We start from the raw sequence: 14,185 nt of genomic DNA on the forward strand, positions 1-14,185 counted from the left end.
GGTTAGCTAATCTTCCTTTAATTCTAATTTTTTACCATTGACCCATAATTTTTCAACATTATAAAAATCACGAGCATCTTCAGTAAAAACATTTACGACAACATCGCCCAAGTCAAGTAAAAGCCAGTTGGATTCACTCGTACCTTCAACACGGTAATCATAATAATTATGTTTGTGAGCTTCGTCAATAATTGCATTGGCTATTGCGTGCAACTGTCTGTTTGAGCCCGCACTAGTAACTACGTAATAATCTGCTAAAATACTATGTCCTTGCATATCGTAAGCTACTGTATCTTCTCCATGACGGTCGCTAATTGCTTTTAAAGTAAAAGTCAATAATTCTTTGCTAGTCATTTTTCTCCTTATTCATTAATACCCCAAACGTTATATGCGTCTAAAGTACGGGGATAGATTTTATTCCTTTTGTCAATTAAAAATTTAAGAGTGTGTGCTAACTGGTAGCCAACTCCCTGGTTAATATTAGCATAAGTTATTTTACGCGCTTCTTCAACACCTGGAAATGATCTGCCTGGTTCAATATAATCAGCCATGAACACAATTTTATCTAAAGTTGTCATTTCAACGTCAGCAGTAGTATGTTTGCGGACTGCAGTTAGTATTTCCGGATCATTAATCTTTAAATCTCTTTGGATAAAATAGGTACCAACAATACCGTGCCAAATGCTCCGATTCCAATTTAACAGGTCCTGATCGAAGCCTTGTGTTTTAATCACTTCACGATATTCATCAACTGCAACTTGTTTAGCATAATCATGAATAAACCCGGCTAAAGCTGCCTTATCTACATCATAGTGGTTAAGCTCGGCCAATTTACGTGCAGTTTTACTGACTCCTATACAGTGTTCAAAGCGGTCAGCAGTCATATTGCTCTTTTCCTTAGCAATAATTTCAGAACTTGATAAAGAAGAATATGTTTTCTTAAATACTAAATCAGTCATGATATAAACCCTTTTTATGAATATAATTTCTAACTGTATCAGGTACCAGATATCTGATTGAACCTCCAATTGCAATCGTTTGTCTAATCAAAGTCGAACTAATATCTATAGCTGGAGAATCAACCCAAATCATCGGCAATTTTGCTTTCTGAGGATAACCAGCCCTTTGAACACCCACTAAGGTTGCTAATTGAGCCAACTTTGTCGGTTCCTTCCATTCACCTAAATTATTGACTTGGTCACTACCCATGATCAAGTAATAATGGTTTTCAGGCTGAGTTTCACGTAAATATCTTAATGTGTCTACAGTATAAGATACTCCTCCACGATATAATTCAAACAGTTTTACCTGAAAACGGGGATTGTCTTGAGTACCTAACTCCAACATATTTGCCCTATCTTGAGCAGAAACACTGGGTTCATTTTTTAGCGGGGGCACATTAGTAGGAATAAACCAAATTTCATCTAAGTGTAATTTAGTCAATACCTGTTCAGCCACTATCAAATGGCCGATATGAATAGGATTAAAAGTGCCACCAAAAATTCCGATCTGGCGACCCTTTTTAGGTGTCAATTTTTCTTCCGCTACAGCCACAGTAGGTGTTTTTTGATAATTTTTTGCAATAGCAATCATTATATCCTCTAAATTAAAGCTCGTCTAATACCCAGTCCGATTTTACCAGGTGTATAAATTTTAACTAAACAATCTGCAGGAACTGTAATAAAACCAATTCCGCCAAAAAGCAAGTCGCTTTTACTACCAGTATGATATTCCTGACCCTTTAAAAGAGGCAGCTTATCACTTTTGGCAGGTGGACTAAGTAATTCACCAATATGCTTTTCGTAAAAGCTGTCCGCGTTTTCGGTTTTAGTTCTGTGAATATACAATCCGCGTGCTGCATAAACTGTAAAACTTTCTTTTTTTCCTTTTAAATAGTCAACTCTGCCCAGACCAGCCAAAAATAAACTGTTTCCCGGACTAAGCTGAAAAGTAACCGGCTTAAGCTGTTTTTGAGGCGATATTAACTCCAGTTCCTGGGTGTTTAAGTGCGTGGCCAACTGATTCTTAGTCAAAATACCTGGTGTATCAACTAAAAAGTGACCATTCGTTAGCGGAATTTCAATCTTATCAAGCGTGGTCCCGGGAAAACGTGAAGTAGTAATCAAATTTTGAATATCACCCATTTGCTCAATAATAGCATTAAGAAGAGTTGACTTTCCAACATTAGTCGTTCCGACAAAGTAGACATCTTGATCTCGGGAATTATGATCCAGGTAACTTATTAATTCCGGCAAGTTCTTTTTATTTTTAGCACTGACCAAAAAGATTTTTTTAGGGTATAATCCCATTCTATTAGCCTCTTGCCTCATCCAATCTTTAATTTTGCTTTGACGAGAATTCTGGGGAAAGAGATCAAATTTATTGCCCACTAAAATAAAATCATTATTACCTATAAAGCGCTTGAGAGCCGAAAGCAAAGAGTTAGTAAAATCAAACAGATCTACCACATTAACGACCAAAGCTTTTTTTTCTGCTAACGAATTCAATAACTTTAAAAAGTCATCATTGTCCGCTTTGACTGGCATAATCTCATTATAATGACGCAAACGAAAGCAACGTTGACAATAAACGTCATTATCCTCATCTTTGCTTTCTCTTGCCTGCTTTAAACGTGCAGCCGGAAGATAACCGGCTTCTTCTACATTATCAGATTGAAGAACAGCACCACAACCAATACATATAATTTGGTCATCCATTTTTGATAGTCTCCTTAAATTTAACGGGATGTGACAAGCCCAAAAGGAAAAAAATAATTTTTTCAAAAAAACGATTAATTCGGGTATTCCATTTATCAGTTTCAATAAGAGGTTTTACTAACACCGATTCTACCCCAGCTAGATTTCCTGCCTGAATATCAGTAATTAACTGATCACCTACCATCATGACTTGTTCTTTTCTTAAACCCATACTTTTCCTTTTTCGGGTGATCGCAAAAGGCAGTGGTTTTTTGGATTTGGCAACAAAGTCTATATGATAAGGATTCAATACTTTACCCACTCTTTCAGCATTGTTATTAGAAATTACAACAAGCTTAATTTTAGCATGCTCTAACTTCTTATTGAAACTATTCATTTTTTCTGCAGTTTCAAACTCGTTCCAAGCCAAAAGAGTATTATCTAAATCTGAAAAAACAGCTTTGATGCCCATTTTATGCAGCTCAGCAGTATTTAAATGATAAATTGTATCAATCGTATAGCGAGGTCTGAATAACATGCAAAATTCCCTTCATCATATCCATTGCACTAGTTTAATATACCAAATTATCAGCTGCAAGTGCTAAATTTTGACATAAAAAAACAGCGCCATAAGCGCTATTTTGGTTAATTTAAAGCCTTCTTAGCAGTTTCTGCTAATTTTGCAAAGGTCTTTGAATCGTTATAAGCAATATCAGCTAACATCTTACGGTTAATATCAACACCAGCTAATTTCAAGCCGTGCATTAACTTAGAATATGAAATATCATTTTGTCTTGCTGCAGCATTGATTCTGGCAATCCATAACTTTCTGAAGTCGCTCTTACGTCTTCTTCTGTCACGAAATGCATATCTGTAAGATACAAATAACTGTGTACTTGCAGCCTTAAATTGCATATGCTTTGCGCCACGGTAACCCTTGGCAAGCTTCATAATCTTTTTACGACGTTTACGTGTAACTGTTCCACCCTTAACTCTTGGCATCTAAAATTCCTCCTAAATATCGTTTGATTGATGTAATTAACGCATTTGAGAGAGCATCTGTTTGATGCGCTTCAAGTCGCTGCGTGAAACCATTGCAGCCTTTCTCAAATGACGACGTTGTTTCTTAGTCTTGCCGTGGAAACGGTGGCCGGTAAAAGCGTGATGACGCTTTAATTGACCAGAAGCAGTTCTCTTAAAACGCTTAGCAGAAGCGCGGTGGGTTTTCATTTTTGGCATTTTCTAATTCCTCCAAATTAACTAATTATTTTTGTCACTCTTCGGAGCGAGCATTAAGAACATTGAACGGCCTTCCATCTTAGGTTTGCTAACTACAGTAGCAATATCGGATGTAGCTTCAGCCATTTTTTCCAATACTTCACGACCTAGTTCTTTATGAGTGATTGCTCGACCTCTGAACCTGATCGAAACGCGTACTTTAGCACCTTCTTTAGTGATAAATTTACGCGCATGTTTTAACTTAGTGTTAAAATCGTTACCCTCAATCGTTGGACTTAAACGGATTTCTTTGACACTGACCGTTTTAGACTTTTTACGGGACTCTTTAACCTTCTTTTGTTGCTGGAAACGGTACTTACCATAGTCCATGATACGAGCAACAGGTGGCTTGGCATTAGGCGAAATTAGAACTAAATCTAAATTTGCAACACTTGCTTGGCGTAAAGCCTCAGTTTTAGTAACAACACCAACTTGTTCACCATCTTCATTAATTAAACGAACTTCGCGAGCGCGAATTTGATCGTTCAATATCAAATTCCTTGGAATAATTCTTCACCTCCGTGTTAATCTGAGGACAAGAAAAAGACGGGTAAACTTTACCCGCCCTTAATCAACAGAAAATATCGATCAGCCTAGAGGTCAACTTAACTTAGGCGAGAAGCGGGAAGCTTCTTCTTGTTCTCAACTAAAATGATTATACTCGTCTTCAGTATACGTGTCAATAAGATAAATCTCAAAATAAAGTTTTTGCTTTATCTATACTAAACGCTTATTAAGTTTATTACCAACTACAGATAATGTAAAGCAGATGATAAAATATAAAAACGTTAAAGCCGCAAACATTGGCACAATATAATTAGCATTTTGACCATAGATGACTTGCGCATGTTGCATAAGTTCAGGGACAACAATAATAGTTGCTAGAGAAGTATCCTTAATTAAAGAAACAAACTGTCCAATAATAGTAGGTATCATGTGCCGATAGGCCTGTGGCAAAACCACATGCCATAATGACTGCACAAAGGTCATCCCGGTTGATCTGGCTCCTTCAATTTGGCCAATTGCTACTGATTGAATACCAGAGCGGACAATTTCTGCAATCATGCTGGACTCAAAGATTGTCATAGCAATAATTGCTGATAAAATTGCCCCTGGCCTGAGGCCAATATTTGGTAAGCCAAAATAAGTAAAAAAGATAATTAATAATAAAGGCAGATTTCTAACTAAATCAATAATAAAACCTACAATTGCCGAAACAAATTTAATCTTAGCATAGCGAATTATTCCTAGGACTGAACCTAAAATGAAACTCAATACAATTGCAAAAACCGAAATAAATAGTGTAACAGCCAGACCTTTTAACAAAAAACCAAAGTTTAACCATGATAGAGCATCAATCCATGTTTGCATTTTAAGTCGCCTCCCTACGCCATTTTCTTTTCCAAGTGCCGCATGTAATAACTTAGTGGCATAGTAATTACCAGATATAATATGCCGATTACAAAGTAGCTGTTAAATGTATCAAAAGTTACAGATGCAATTGCATTGGCTTGATACATTAAATCAAAACCTGCGACAAAAGCCAGTATTGAAGAATCTTTAATTAAATTAACAAATTGATTACCAAGCGGTGGAATAACAATCTTAAGTGCTTGAGGTAAGATTACATAACGCATAGCCTGACTATAAGTCATACCGGTTGACCTGGCACCTTCCATTTGACCTTGAGATACCGACTGAATACCTGAACGAATAATTTCCGCAATAAAAGCTGAGGTATATAGGAACAGACCAATAGTTCCAGCGGTGAAACCGTCAATTTGAACAAAATATTTAGGTACTATTAGATAAAAGAACATTACGATAATCAATAATGGAATATTACGAAAGATTTCAACGTAAATCCTGCCAATCCTATTAGCTATTTTATTCGGAATAACTTCTAATAGAGCTAATAAAACACCAAAAATCAGACTAAATACTAATGTTAACAAGCTTGATAAAATAGTCCAGCCGAACCCTGCGAATAGTTGACTACTAAAATCATTGAAGATCCGAATCATTTAATATACATCTCCTTATAGTTAAAACCAGGAACTTGACCGAACCACTTTTTGATTAAGCGATTGTATTCTCCACTTTTCTGAATCTTGTCAATAGCTCGATTTATTGCTCTATGAAAAGGTTCTTGATTTTTATTTACTGCAATACCATAAGGTTCTTTAGTATAAGTTCCTCCAGTTACTTCAAGGCTATCAGGACTTTGTGCTGCTAGACCATATAAAATACCATTATCACTGGTCAAAGCGTCGCCTTGATGAGATTTCAAAGCTGATACTGCTTGACCATAATCTTGCATAGCGACAACTTTTGCTCTGGGGGCAACTTTCTTTACAGCCTCAACTGAGTTATCGCCAACGATCCCGATTACAGTTTTGCCATTAAGATCACTGGGCTTTTTAATATCTGATCCTTTAGGAACAAGAAAAGATTTACCGGCCTGAAAATATGATTTAGAAAAACTGATTACTTGGGCTCTTTCTGGAGTAATTGTTAGGGTGGCAATTACCGCATCAACATTGCCGTTTTTCAGCAAAGGTATTCTTGATTGTGAAGTGGCAAGAGTAAAGCGAGCTTGTCCTTTAGGACCTAAAATTTCTTTGGTAATAGCTTTAGCCATATCAATATCAAAACCTTTTTCTTTATCATCTCTGATATCAATTAAACTAAATAGCTTTTTATCACCCTCAACAGCCCAAGTAATAGTATTGGATGAACGAACATTTTTTAAAGCTGATTGATCGGCAACTTTATTACCGCAACCAGATAAAAAGAACATTCCTATTAATAGTGAGATTGAGCAAATTATTTTTTTCATGATAATGCCCTCCATCTTAATGCGCTATTATTTTGCTTAAGAATTGTTGAGCACGATCTGTTTTAGGCTGCTTAAAAAAGGATGTACTGTCATCATCTTCCACAATCTGACCCTGATCCATAAAGATAACGCGATTAGCTACTTCTTTAGCAAAGCCCATTTCGTGAGTCACAATCAAGGAAGTCATATCGCTGGCTGATGTTACCTTTTTAATTACTTGTAGCACTTCATCAATCATTTCCGGATCAAGTGCTGATGTTGGTTCATCAAATAGTAATAATTTGGGATGCATTGCTAAAGACCGAGCAATAGCGACACGTTGCTTTTGTCCACCGGATATTTGCGCCGGCATATTTTGGGCCTTATCTGCCATGCCAACCATATCAAGCAGATGCATTGCTTGCTTTTTATTTTCGTCTTCCGGTAAATGACTTACAATTCTGGGCGCCAACATGACGTTTTCCAAAACATTTTTATTTTTATAGAGATTAAAATGTTGAAAAACCATTCCCACATCTTGGCGCAACCTGTTTGAATCAGTCTTGGGATTGGATAAATCCTGATTGTTGACTATCAGTTTGCCACCCTGAATTGATTCTAACCGATTTATTGTTCTAATAAGTGTACTTTTACCAGAACCAGAAGGTCCAATCAAAACAACAGTTTCACCTTTATCGATTTGTAAATTGATATTATGCAACGCGTGAAATTTGCCATAAAATTTCTGCACGTCATGAAATTCTACCATTGACATAATTAATGCTCCTTTTAGCAGTTTTAATTTAACTATCCAACCTATTTCTTATCAATTGATTAATTAATCAAAAGTGCATCCCGTCAACACTACATTTTGTTACTCGACGTGCAAATTTTAGCGGTTTTATATTATGGTTTAAGTTTTCAAATTATTTCTGCCATCTATATAAATTATTTTTATTAGCTTTTACTCTTTTATTCATTGCGTGAATATGATTTGACATCTTGTTCAATTTCACGAAGAAATTCGTCAAAACTCTTTGCTACTTCTTCTTCAGTACCATAGCGGCGAACGTTAACACTGTTGTCCTTGAGTTCTTTGTCACCTAAAACAAGAGTATACGGTACTTTTTGTGTTTGTGATTCACGAATCTTGTAGCCTAATTTTTCATTACGTAAGTCAGCCTCAGCTCTAAAGCCTCTCTTATTGAGCTCATCACGAACTTTCTTAGCGTAATCTGAATGAGCGTCCAGGTTAACAGGGATTACTTCAACTTGAACTGGAGCTAACCAGGTTGGGAAAGCACCCTTGTATATTTCAATCAAGTAAGCAATGAAACGCTCCATAGTTCCAACAATACCACGGTGAATCATAACTGGACGATGCTCTTCACCATCTTGACCAACATAAGTTAAGTTAAAGCGTTCAGGGAGCATGAAGTCCAGTTGGATAGTGGACATGGTCTCATCAGCACCTAAAGCAGTCTTAGTCTGAATATCAAGTTTAGGACCGTAGAATGCAGCCTCACCTTCAGCCTCAACGTAATCAAGGCCCATATCATCCATTGCCTTTTTCAGCATTGACTGACTTCTTTCCCACATTTCATCATTGGCAAAATACTTCTTAGTATTCTTCGGATCACGATATGAAAGTCTGAAGTAGTAATCGGTAATGTCAAAATCTTTGTATACATCCAGAATTAAAGTCAAAATCTTAGAGAATTCACTTTGAACCTGGTCTAAGGTTACAAAGGTATGACCATCATTCAAGGTCATTTCCCTTACGCGTTGTAAACCAGATAGAGCACCAGATTTTTCATATCTATGCATCATACCCAGTTCCGCAATGCGAATTGGTAACTCGCGGTATGAACGAATATGATGCTTATAGATTTGAATGTGTGACGGGCAATTCATTGGACGCAACTCAAGCATTTCCCCGTCACCCATATCCATCGGTGGAAACATGTCATCACGATAGTGTGCCCAGTGGCCTGATGTTTTATAAGCGTCAACGTTCATGAGCACTGGGGTATAAACGTGTTGGTAACCGTCAGCGACCTCTTTATCAATGATGTAACGTTCAACTACTCGGCGAATCGTGGCACCTTTTGGCATCCAGTAAGGTAAACCAGCTCCAACTTTGGGATCTACAAAGAATAAATCAAGATCTCGACCAATTGTTCTGTGATCGCGTTCTTTAATTTCTTCACGACGCTTAATATCGGCATCTAAGTCAGCTTTTTTAAAGAAGGCTGTACCGGAAATTCTTTGAAGCATTGGGTTAGAAGATTGGCCCTTCCAATAAGCACCAGCAACAGATAATAATTTAAACTGCTTAATCTTTCCTGTATTAGGCAGTAACGCGTCGAAGCCAAAGTCGATGAAGTCTCCCAGCTTGTATACATGAATTTGGTCATCTTTTTCTGCTTTTAGCAATTCACTTTTATACGGATCGTCCTTAAAAATTTCAGATAACTCCGCTTTTGACATGGAAGAAGATGTAATTTTATTTCCAGCCTTAATAACCTTTTTGATTGCTTTTTCTAATTCTGGAAGTTCGTTAACTTTAATCTGGTTTTCCTTGTCAGTATCAACCAAAAAGCCATCTTCATCCGCCACATGTTCACCAAAATGAATCTCAGGATAAGCTTTTTTAGCAACGGCTTCAAAAACAAAGGCTACTGTAGCCCGTAAAATATTTAAGCCTGCTTCATCTCTATCTGTAATAATTGCAACTTCAGCATCTTTATTTAATTCGTAGTCCAAAGAAACAACTTGACCGTTTACTTTTGCTCCAATAGCAGCCTTACCTAAAGATGTACCTATGTCATGTGCTAAAGCAGAAACTGATACTGCATCTTCATATTCCTTTTTAGAACCATCCGGCAAAGTAATTGCAAAACTCATTTTTTCCTCCAAAAATCAAATAAATAAAAAAATCCCAGTGCAGTTAAGCACTGGGACGTTAATTAACGTGGTTCCACCCAAAATTTAGTCTGGATTCCAGACTATCTCGTTCAAGATTATAACGGATCTAACCCATCTTTTTAATTTCAGGTACGAATGAGTGGGATGTAACACTAATGGAAGCTTCCAGAATAATGCTTCTCTCTCTGAATCGTATTACAACATGTTCATTCATTGCAGTTAATTATAACCCAATAATTTTTTAATGCAAGTATATTTTCATTAAAAAAATGCAAACTAGACTTTTTAGTCACTAATGCCGCCGGTTGTGCCCGGAAATTACAATTTCTGTAGCTAGAGAATGTATTCTTTCCATTAATCTGGCAGCCTTTACTGGTTCAATGGCATTTTTGGTCTCTTTAAAATGATCTTCTAAGTCATTCATAGCAAAGTTAGACGAAAAGAAGGTTGGCAAAACATTATCCATTCTTGCTTGTAAAATTACCGCTAAAACTTCATCGCGTGACCACTGACTCAAATTTTCCGCACCAATATCATCAAGTATTAATAAATCGCAATTTGCAATTTTTTGAACTTCATCTTGCAAACTATTATCATTAAAATGACTTGCCAGACTGGCAATGAAAGTAGGAACATGTAAAAAAACAACATATTTGTTCATAGCAGCAACCTGATTTGCCAGTCCCGCCAATATATAGGTTTTACCAATACCAAAATTACCTGATAAATATAACCCCTTTTGATGAATATCTCGCGCATAATGATATAAAAACTTTTGAATAGCTGTCATTACTTCTTTTCTTTCAGGAGTCAGTTCTATTTGACTCAAACGAATATCATGCAATCCCTCAGGTAAATTAATTAAGCGCAAGTGTTTCTTGATACTAATTTCTCTATCATGAATCAGCTTACTGTCCTCAGGAACAAACTTGAGGCTAATTGCATTTTTATTCATGATTAAATCAGGATAATATCCTTGAGTTACCGGGTCTTTTTTATGTTGACTAAGATAAAATTCAAACAGGCTAGGCAAACTTTTATCAATTATGCTGTCATTAAGCTGCTCTTGGTGCTGGCTGATAAATTGCTGCACTTTGGGCTCAGCCAAAACTTTTTGCTTTATTTTAGCTGTACTTTCCTCATCTGCTTTAGCTGTTTGTCCTTTAACCATAAGTTTTTTGATGGGTTGCATTTTATTTCACCTACTTCATGCCGTTTTGATCTTCAAAATTCTTGAAAAATTCTTTTAATTCTGCACTGGAAACATCCGATTTTACCTTTGGCTTTTGCTTGTTCCAATCAGTGCCCTTTTCAACCGTTTTTCTGGCAGTATAAGCATGATATCGATTGCCTCTTTGCTTTTGTGCCCTTTTTCTCTTGTCCATGTATTCCAAGGCTTGACTTGCAGTCTTTACCCCGTGTTGCAGCCAATCATGAAGTATTTTATTTGCCAAGCGAAAAGAGATATTAGGACCACTTTTTAAACAAGCATAAGTCAAAATGTTAAGCAATTCTGCCGGTATTCCCTTATCGTTATATAAATTATCAAGCACTTGATATTCACTGGCATCAACAAAATCATTCCGCTCAGTTTTTAAATGATACAAAAACTGGGCTGGAGTATCAGATTGAGCTTTCTGCAATAGCTGCTGTTCATCTTCATTTAAGTGACTATTATTGACAAGCTTGTCTGTTAGTTCTTCTTTTTTGGGCAAATGCCGGCGCGTATCAGTTCCATGAATACTGTTAGCGATAGATTGCTTAATTTGACGCATATTCAAATGATAATCACCATGTAAGCAAGGTATTGCTTCATCAACAAATTCTTGCTCGGAAAGTCCGTACATGCGCATAACAGCTCGAATAGCTTCTTCATTCTGATCAATTTCGCTGCCCGCGATTTGATAAATTTCAAATTGCTGTTTCATAAAATCCCAGTCAATATGCTCTTGCTCATTGACGGTAGCAAAAGCTTTAGAAACAGAACTGTTTTCTTTAGCAGCTTTTTTCACATCAATAGAAGGATCAATTGCTTCTTGGTCAGGTAAATGAAAAACTTCCATAAAGGATGCAGATACGTTAGGTGCTTCCTTAATTCCACTGATGCTGCTTTGACTTTGCTTAGTTTCTCTAGCAAACTCATGGCTCAATTTATTAAAGGCTGTAACACCCACTTTTTCTTTTAATAAACTTGCTAAAAGTGCGGTGGTAAAAAACTCACTGCTGGAAGGAACACTTTTAAGTTTAAAACATAAAACCTGACCCATAATTTGGTTAGTAAGCAAATGGCTTTCAATTAAACCGACAGCTTCAAGTTTATGCAACGCGGGAAATAATTTTTTGATATCGCAGTCGGCTTGCTCCTGCAAAAAATAGAGACCTTTGGCATCAGAGAGCATCGCTTGCGGATTGTAGTCTTCATTTAAGCTTAAATAAACTGCCAGCGCCAGAGATCCAATGAGCGGCTGGTATAATTTGATTAAAACCCGTAAATCCTTCGGAAAAATATCCACCCTGTTAGCAATGAAAAATGGTTGTTTGGGATCATTTGTCTCAAACATAATTAATTACCTTTCTCCCTTTTTGCAATCATATCTTCCATGGTTTTCATGAAGCTGGACATATCTTTGAATTCACGATAAATAGAGGCAAAACGAATATAAGCGACATCATCAATTTTAGCCAGTTCATCCATTACTAATTGACCAATCTTTTTGGAAGAAATCTCACTAACTCCTTGCTGACGGACTTTGTTTTCTACATGATCAACTAATTCTTCAAATTGTGAACTAGATATTGGGCGCTTTTGACCCGCAGCCATAACACCGTGTAAAATTTTTTTCCGGTTAAAAGGTTCACGAGTGCCATCATTTTTGATTACCAGTAGTGGTGTCGTCTCGACTCTTTCAAACGTAGTAAAACGAAAGCCACAGTTTTCACACTCACGCCGCCGTCTGATTGCACGATTTTCATCACTGGGGCGAGAATCTATTACTTTTGATGCATTTTTATGACAATTAGGACATTCCATATTAATACTCCTCTTTTATTTTAAGAAGCAACTGCTCAAGTTGATATTTCAGATCTTGCTTTGTACCAACATTATTAATTACAAAGTCAGCTAGTTTTTCTTTCTGAGACAAGGACATCTGACTGCGAATACGTTTCAAAGCAGCATCTTTACTTAAATGATCCCTTAACATCAGCCGCTTTAACTGCAAAGATTCAGGTATGGCAATTAATAAAGTGCAGTCACAATATTTTTGACCATTTGCTTCAAACAAAACTGGTGCATCTACAATAATTAAAGGCTTTTTAGCAACCTTGTTTAGCGCAATTTTAGCTTGTATTTCTTTAAAAATCAACGGATGGGTAATTTTATTAAGAATGTCAAGCTGCTTTGCGTCATTAAAAACTATTTGGCCTAAAACTGATCGGTTGATTGATTGATCTTCATTGATTATTTGTGCACCAAATTGCTTTTTGACTAATTCATACCCTTTATTACCAACATTTAAAATATCATGAGCTATTTGGTCACAGTCTATCACGGGTATGTGCTTTTCTTTAAAAAAGATATCTGCTGTGCTTTTGCCGCTGGCTATTCCACCAGTTAAGCCCAAAATAGTTGTCATTTATAAATCACCTGACATTTAGGGCAAAAAGTAGTTCCTCGGCCGTTTACTTTAATTTTTTCAAGAGGAGTTCCGCAACGTTCACAAGGTTCGCCCTTATGATCATATACTTGCAACATTTTTTGAAAACCGCCGGTCTTGCCATTAGCATCAAGATATGTATGAACAGTAGTGCCCCTTTCTGCTATAGCTAATTCTATCAACGAATTAATATTATCGTGCAGTTCTGCAACTTTTATTGCCGGGATACTATTAGCCATACACAATGGGTGAATTTTTGTTTCCCACAAAACTTCATCAACGTAAATGTTACCAAGACCGGCCACTACTGACTGATCAAGCAATGTGTTTTTGATATTTTTCTTTTTACGAGCTAAGCCATCTTGCAAGTATGAAACTGTAAACGCCTGTGAATTTGGTTCAGCGCCTAATTTGCCAATACCGGTACTTTCTTTCTCTGTGCCCGTTGTAATCAACTGCATGCGACCGAACTTACGCACATCATTGTAACGCAAAGCAGAATTATCGTTAAAAACAATTTGCACATGATCGTGTTTATCTTTTTTGGTATTTACTTTGACTAAACGATATTTACCTTCCATGCGTAAATGCGATACCACAGTTAAATGACCACTAAGACGAATAAGCAAATACTTAGCATAACGATCAATTGTTTCTATTCTTTTACCAGCTAACTGCTTTTTAAATTCTTTTGCATCACCAGTTATTATTTTAGGATACCAAACAGTTACTTCTTTAATCGTTTTTCCCTTAATCAGGGGAAGTAGTGTCCGCCTGACAGTTTCAACTTCTGGCATTTCGGGCATTAA

Annotated in this window: 18 protein-coding genes and 1 other annotated feature; all 18 genes read right to left on the reverse strand. The window is 36.6% G+C overall.

The features are described 5' to 3' along the window. Window positions 1-6: 6 nt before the first annotated feature. Window positions 7-354: a ribosome silencing factor gene (gene rsfS, locus F5ESL0259_RS05530; RefSeq protein ID WP_046325111.1), complete on the reverse strand. Its 348-nt coding sequence runs from the start codon at window positions 352-354 to the stop codon at window positions 7-9. Between the two features lie 8 nt (window positions 355-362). Next, window positions 363-959: a bis(5'-nucleosyl)-tetraphosphatase (symmetrical) YqeK gene (gene yqeK / locus F5ESL0259_RS05535; protein WP_046325112.1), complete on the reverse strand. Its 597-nt coding sequence runs from the start codon at window positions 957-959 to the stop codon at window positions 363-365. Further along, window positions 952-1,593: a nicotinate-nucleotide adenylyltransferase gene (locus F5ESL0259_RS05540; protein WP_046325113.1), complete on the reverse strand. Its 642-nt coding sequence runs from the start codon at window positions 1,591-1,593 to the stop codon at window positions 952-954. Before F5ESL0259_RS05540 ends, yqeK begins: the two co-directional genes overlap by 8 nt. A gap of 8 nt (window positions 1,594-1,601) precedes the next feature. Continuing rightward, window positions 1,602-2,717: a ribosome biogenesis GTPase YqeH gene (gene yqeH / locus F5ESL0259_RS05545; protein ID WP_122037763.1), complete on the reverse strand. Its 1,116-nt coding sequence runs from the start codon at window positions 2,715-2,717 to the stop codon at window positions 1,602-1,604. Then, the gene (locus tag F5ESL0259_RS05550; protein WP_046325115.1) at window positions 2,710-3,234 is read right to left on the reverse strand and encodes a YqeG family HAD IIIA-type phosphatase; all 525 of its coding nucleotides are present in this window, start codon (window positions 3,232-3,234) and stop codon (window positions 2,710-2,712) included. The genes yqeH and F5ESL0259_RS05550 overlap by 8 nt, the downstream gene beginning before the upstream one ends. A gap of 107 nt (window positions 3,235-3,341) precedes the next feature. Then, window positions 3,342-3,698 (reverse strand): 50S ribosomal protein L20, encoded by a 357-nt coding sequence (rplT, locus tag F5ESL0259_RS05555; RefSeq protein WP_034980161.1) that lies wholly within the window; start codon window positions 3,696-3,698, stop codon window positions 3,342-3,344. Window positions 3,699-3,734: 36 nt separating this feature from the next. Next, the gene (gene rpmI / locus F5ESL0259_RS05560; RefSeq protein ID WP_034980158.1) at window positions 3,735-3,935 is read right to left on the reverse strand and encodes a 50S ribosomal protein L35; all 201 of its coding nucleotides are present in this window, start codon (window positions 3,933-3,935) and stop codon (window positions 3,735-3,737) included. A 21-nt stretch (window positions 3,936-3,956) separates the two neighbouring features. After that, on the reverse strand, window positions 3,957-4,469 hold the full coding sequence (gene infC, locus F5ESL0259_RS05565; protein WP_046325116.1) for a translation initiation factor IF-3: 513 nt from the start codon (window positions 4,467-4,469) through the stop codon (window positions 3,957-3,959). Between the two features lie 37 nt (window positions 4,470-4,506). Next, window positions 4,507-4,618, reverse strand: a sequence feature (ribosomal protein L20 leader region). Window positions 4,619-4,691: 73 nt separating this feature from the next. Beyond that, window positions 4,692-5,345, reverse strand: a complete 654-nt coding sequence (locus F5ESL0259_RS05570; protein WP_122037764.1) for an amino acid ABC transporter permease — start codon at window positions 5,343-5,345, stop codon at window positions 4,692-4,694. Between the two features lie 14 nt (window positions 5,346-5,359). Then, entirely contained in the window at window positions 5,360-5,998 is a 639-nt protein-coding gene (locus F5ESL0259_RS05575) for an amino acid ABC transporter permease (protein WP_122037765.1), read from the reverse strand. Beyond that, window positions 5,995-6,813: a transporter substrate-binding domain-containing protein gene (locus F5ESL0259_RS05580; protein WP_122037766.1), complete on the reverse strand. Its 819-nt coding sequence runs from the start codon at window positions 6,811-6,813 to the stop codon at window positions 5,995-5,997. Before F5ESL0259_RS05580 ends, F5ESL0259_RS05575 begins: the two co-directional genes overlap by 4 nt. Window positions 6,814-6,829: 16 nt before the next feature. Next, complete coding sequence (locus tag F5ESL0259_RS05585) at window positions 6,830-7,567, reverse strand: amino acid ABC transporter ATP-binding protein (RefSeq protein ID WP_046325120.1); 738 nt, start codon at window positions 7,565-7,567, stop codon at window positions 6,830-6,832. 197 nt (window positions 7,568-7,764) lie between these two features. After that, a complete protein-coding gene (gene thrS, locus F5ESL0259_RS05590; protein ID WP_122037767.1) occupies window positions 7,765-9,699 on the reverse strand; it encodes a threonine--tRNA ligase in 1,935 nt (644 codons plus the stop codon). 313 nt (window positions 9,700-10,012) lie between these two features. Continuing rightward, window positions 10,013-10,912, reverse strand: coding sequence for a primosomal protein DnaI (gene dnaI, locus F5ESL0259_RS05595; protein WP_110446282.1), 900 nt, complete (start codon window positions 10,910-10,912; stop codon window positions 10,013-10,015). Window positions 10,913-10,922: 10 nt separating this feature from the next. Next, window positions 10,923-12,281, reverse strand: coding sequence for a DnaD domain protein (locus F5ESL0259_RS05600; protein ID WP_122037768.1), 1,359 nt, complete (start codon window positions 12,279-12,281; stop codon window positions 10,923-10,925). A 2-nt stretch (window positions 12,282-12,283) separates the two neighbouring features. Then, window positions 12,284-12,751 (reverse strand): transcriptional regulator NrdR, encoded by a 468-nt coding sequence (gene nrdR, locus F5ESL0259_RS05605; RefSeq protein ID WP_046325124.1) that lies wholly within the window; start codon window positions 12,749-12,751, stop codon window positions 12,284-12,286. A 1-nt stretch (window position 12,752) separates the two neighbouring features. Continuing rightward, the gene (coaE, locus tag F5ESL0259_RS05610; RefSeq protein ID WP_122026240.1) at window positions 12,753-13,355 is read right to left on the reverse strand and encodes a dephospho-CoA kinase; all 603 of its coding nucleotides are present in this window, start codon (window positions 13,353-13,355) and stop codon (window positions 12,753-12,755) included. Next, window positions 13,352-14,182, reverse strand: coding sequence for a bifunctional DNA-formamidopyrimidine glycosylase/DNA-(apurinic or apyrimidinic site) lyase (gene mutM / locus F5ESL0259_RS05615; RefSeq protein WP_122037769.1), 831 nt, complete (start codon window positions 14,180-14,182; stop codon window positions 13,352-13,354). Before mutM ends, coaE begins: the two co-directional genes overlap by 4 nt. Window positions 14,183-14,185: the final 3 nt, after the last annotated feature.

The sequence above is a fragment of the Lactobacillus sp. ESL0259 genome, from assembly GCF_003693045.1.
Taxonomy (GTDB): Bacteria; Bacillota; Bacilli; order Lactobacillales; family Lactobacillaceae; genus Lactobacillus; species Lactobacillus melliventris.

Bases quoted from the DNA above. Each gene is read 5' to 3' on its own strand.
- F5ESL0259_RS05540 (WP_046325113.1), bottom strand. From the start codon at position 1,593: ATGATTGCTATTGCAAAAAATTATCAAAAAACACCTACTGTGGCTGTA.
- F5ESL0259_RS05575 (WP_122037765.1), bottom strand. From the start codon at position 5,998: ATGATTCGGATCTTCAATGATTTTAGTAGTCAACTATTCGCAGGGTTC.
- rsfS (WP_046325111.1), bottom strand. From the start codon at position 354: ATGACTAGCAAAGAATTATTGACTTTTACTTTAAAAGCAATTAGCGAC.
- mutM (WP_122037769.1), bottom strand. From the start codon at position 14,182: ATGCCCGAAATGCCAGAAGTTGAAACTGTCAGGCGGACACTACTTCCC.
- F5ESL0259_RS05600 (WP_122037768.1), bottom strand. From the start codon at position 12,281: ATGTTTGAGACAAATGATCCCAAACAACCATTTTTCATTGCTAACAGG.
- thrS (WP_122037767.1), bottom strand. From the start codon at position 9,699: ATGAGTTTTGCAATTACTTTGCCGGATGGTTCTAAAAAGGAATATGAA.
- nrdR (WP_046325124.1), bottom strand. From the start codon at position 12,751: ATGGAATGTCCTAATTGTCATAAAAATGCATCAAAAGTAATAGATTCT.
- F5ESL0259_RS05570 (WP_122037764.1), bottom strand. From the start codon at position 5,345: ATGCAAACATGGATTGATGCTCTATCATGGTTAAACTTTGGTTTTTTG.
- rpmI (WP_034980158.1), bottom strand. From the start codon at position 3,935: ATGCCAAAAATGAAAACCCACCGCGCTTCTGCTAAGCGTTTTAAGAGA.
- dnaI (WP_110446282.1), bottom strand. From the start codon at position 10,912: ATGCAACCCATCAAAAAACTTATGGTTAAAGGACAAACAGCTAAAGCA.
- yqeK (WP_046325112.1), bottom strand. From the start codon at position 959: ATGACTGATTTAGTATTTAAGAAAACATATTCTTCTTTATCAAGTTCT.
- F5ESL0259_RS05550 (WP_046325115.1), bottom strand. From the start codon at position 3,234: ATGTTATTCAGACCTCGCTATACGATTGATACAATTTATCATTTAAAT.
- F5ESL0259_RS05585 (WP_046325120.1), bottom strand. From the start codon at position 7,567: ATGTCAATGGTAGAATTTCATGACGTGCAGAAATTTTATGGCAAATTT.
- F5ESL0259_RS05580 (WP_122037766.1), bottom strand. From the start codon at position 6,813: ATGAAAAAAATAATTTGCTCAATCTCACTATTAATAGGAATGTTCTTT.
- yqeH (WP_122037763.1), bottom strand. From the start codon at position 2,717: ATGGATGACCAAATTATATGTATTGGTTGTGGTGCTGTTCTTCAATCT.
- rplT (WP_034980161.1), bottom strand. From the start codon at position 3,698: ATGCCAAGAGTTAAGGGTGGAACAGTTACACGTAAACGTCGTAAAAAG.
- coaE (WP_122026240.1), bottom strand. From the start codon at position 13,355: ATGACAACTATTTTGGGCTTAACTGGTGGAATAGCCAGCGGCAAAAGC.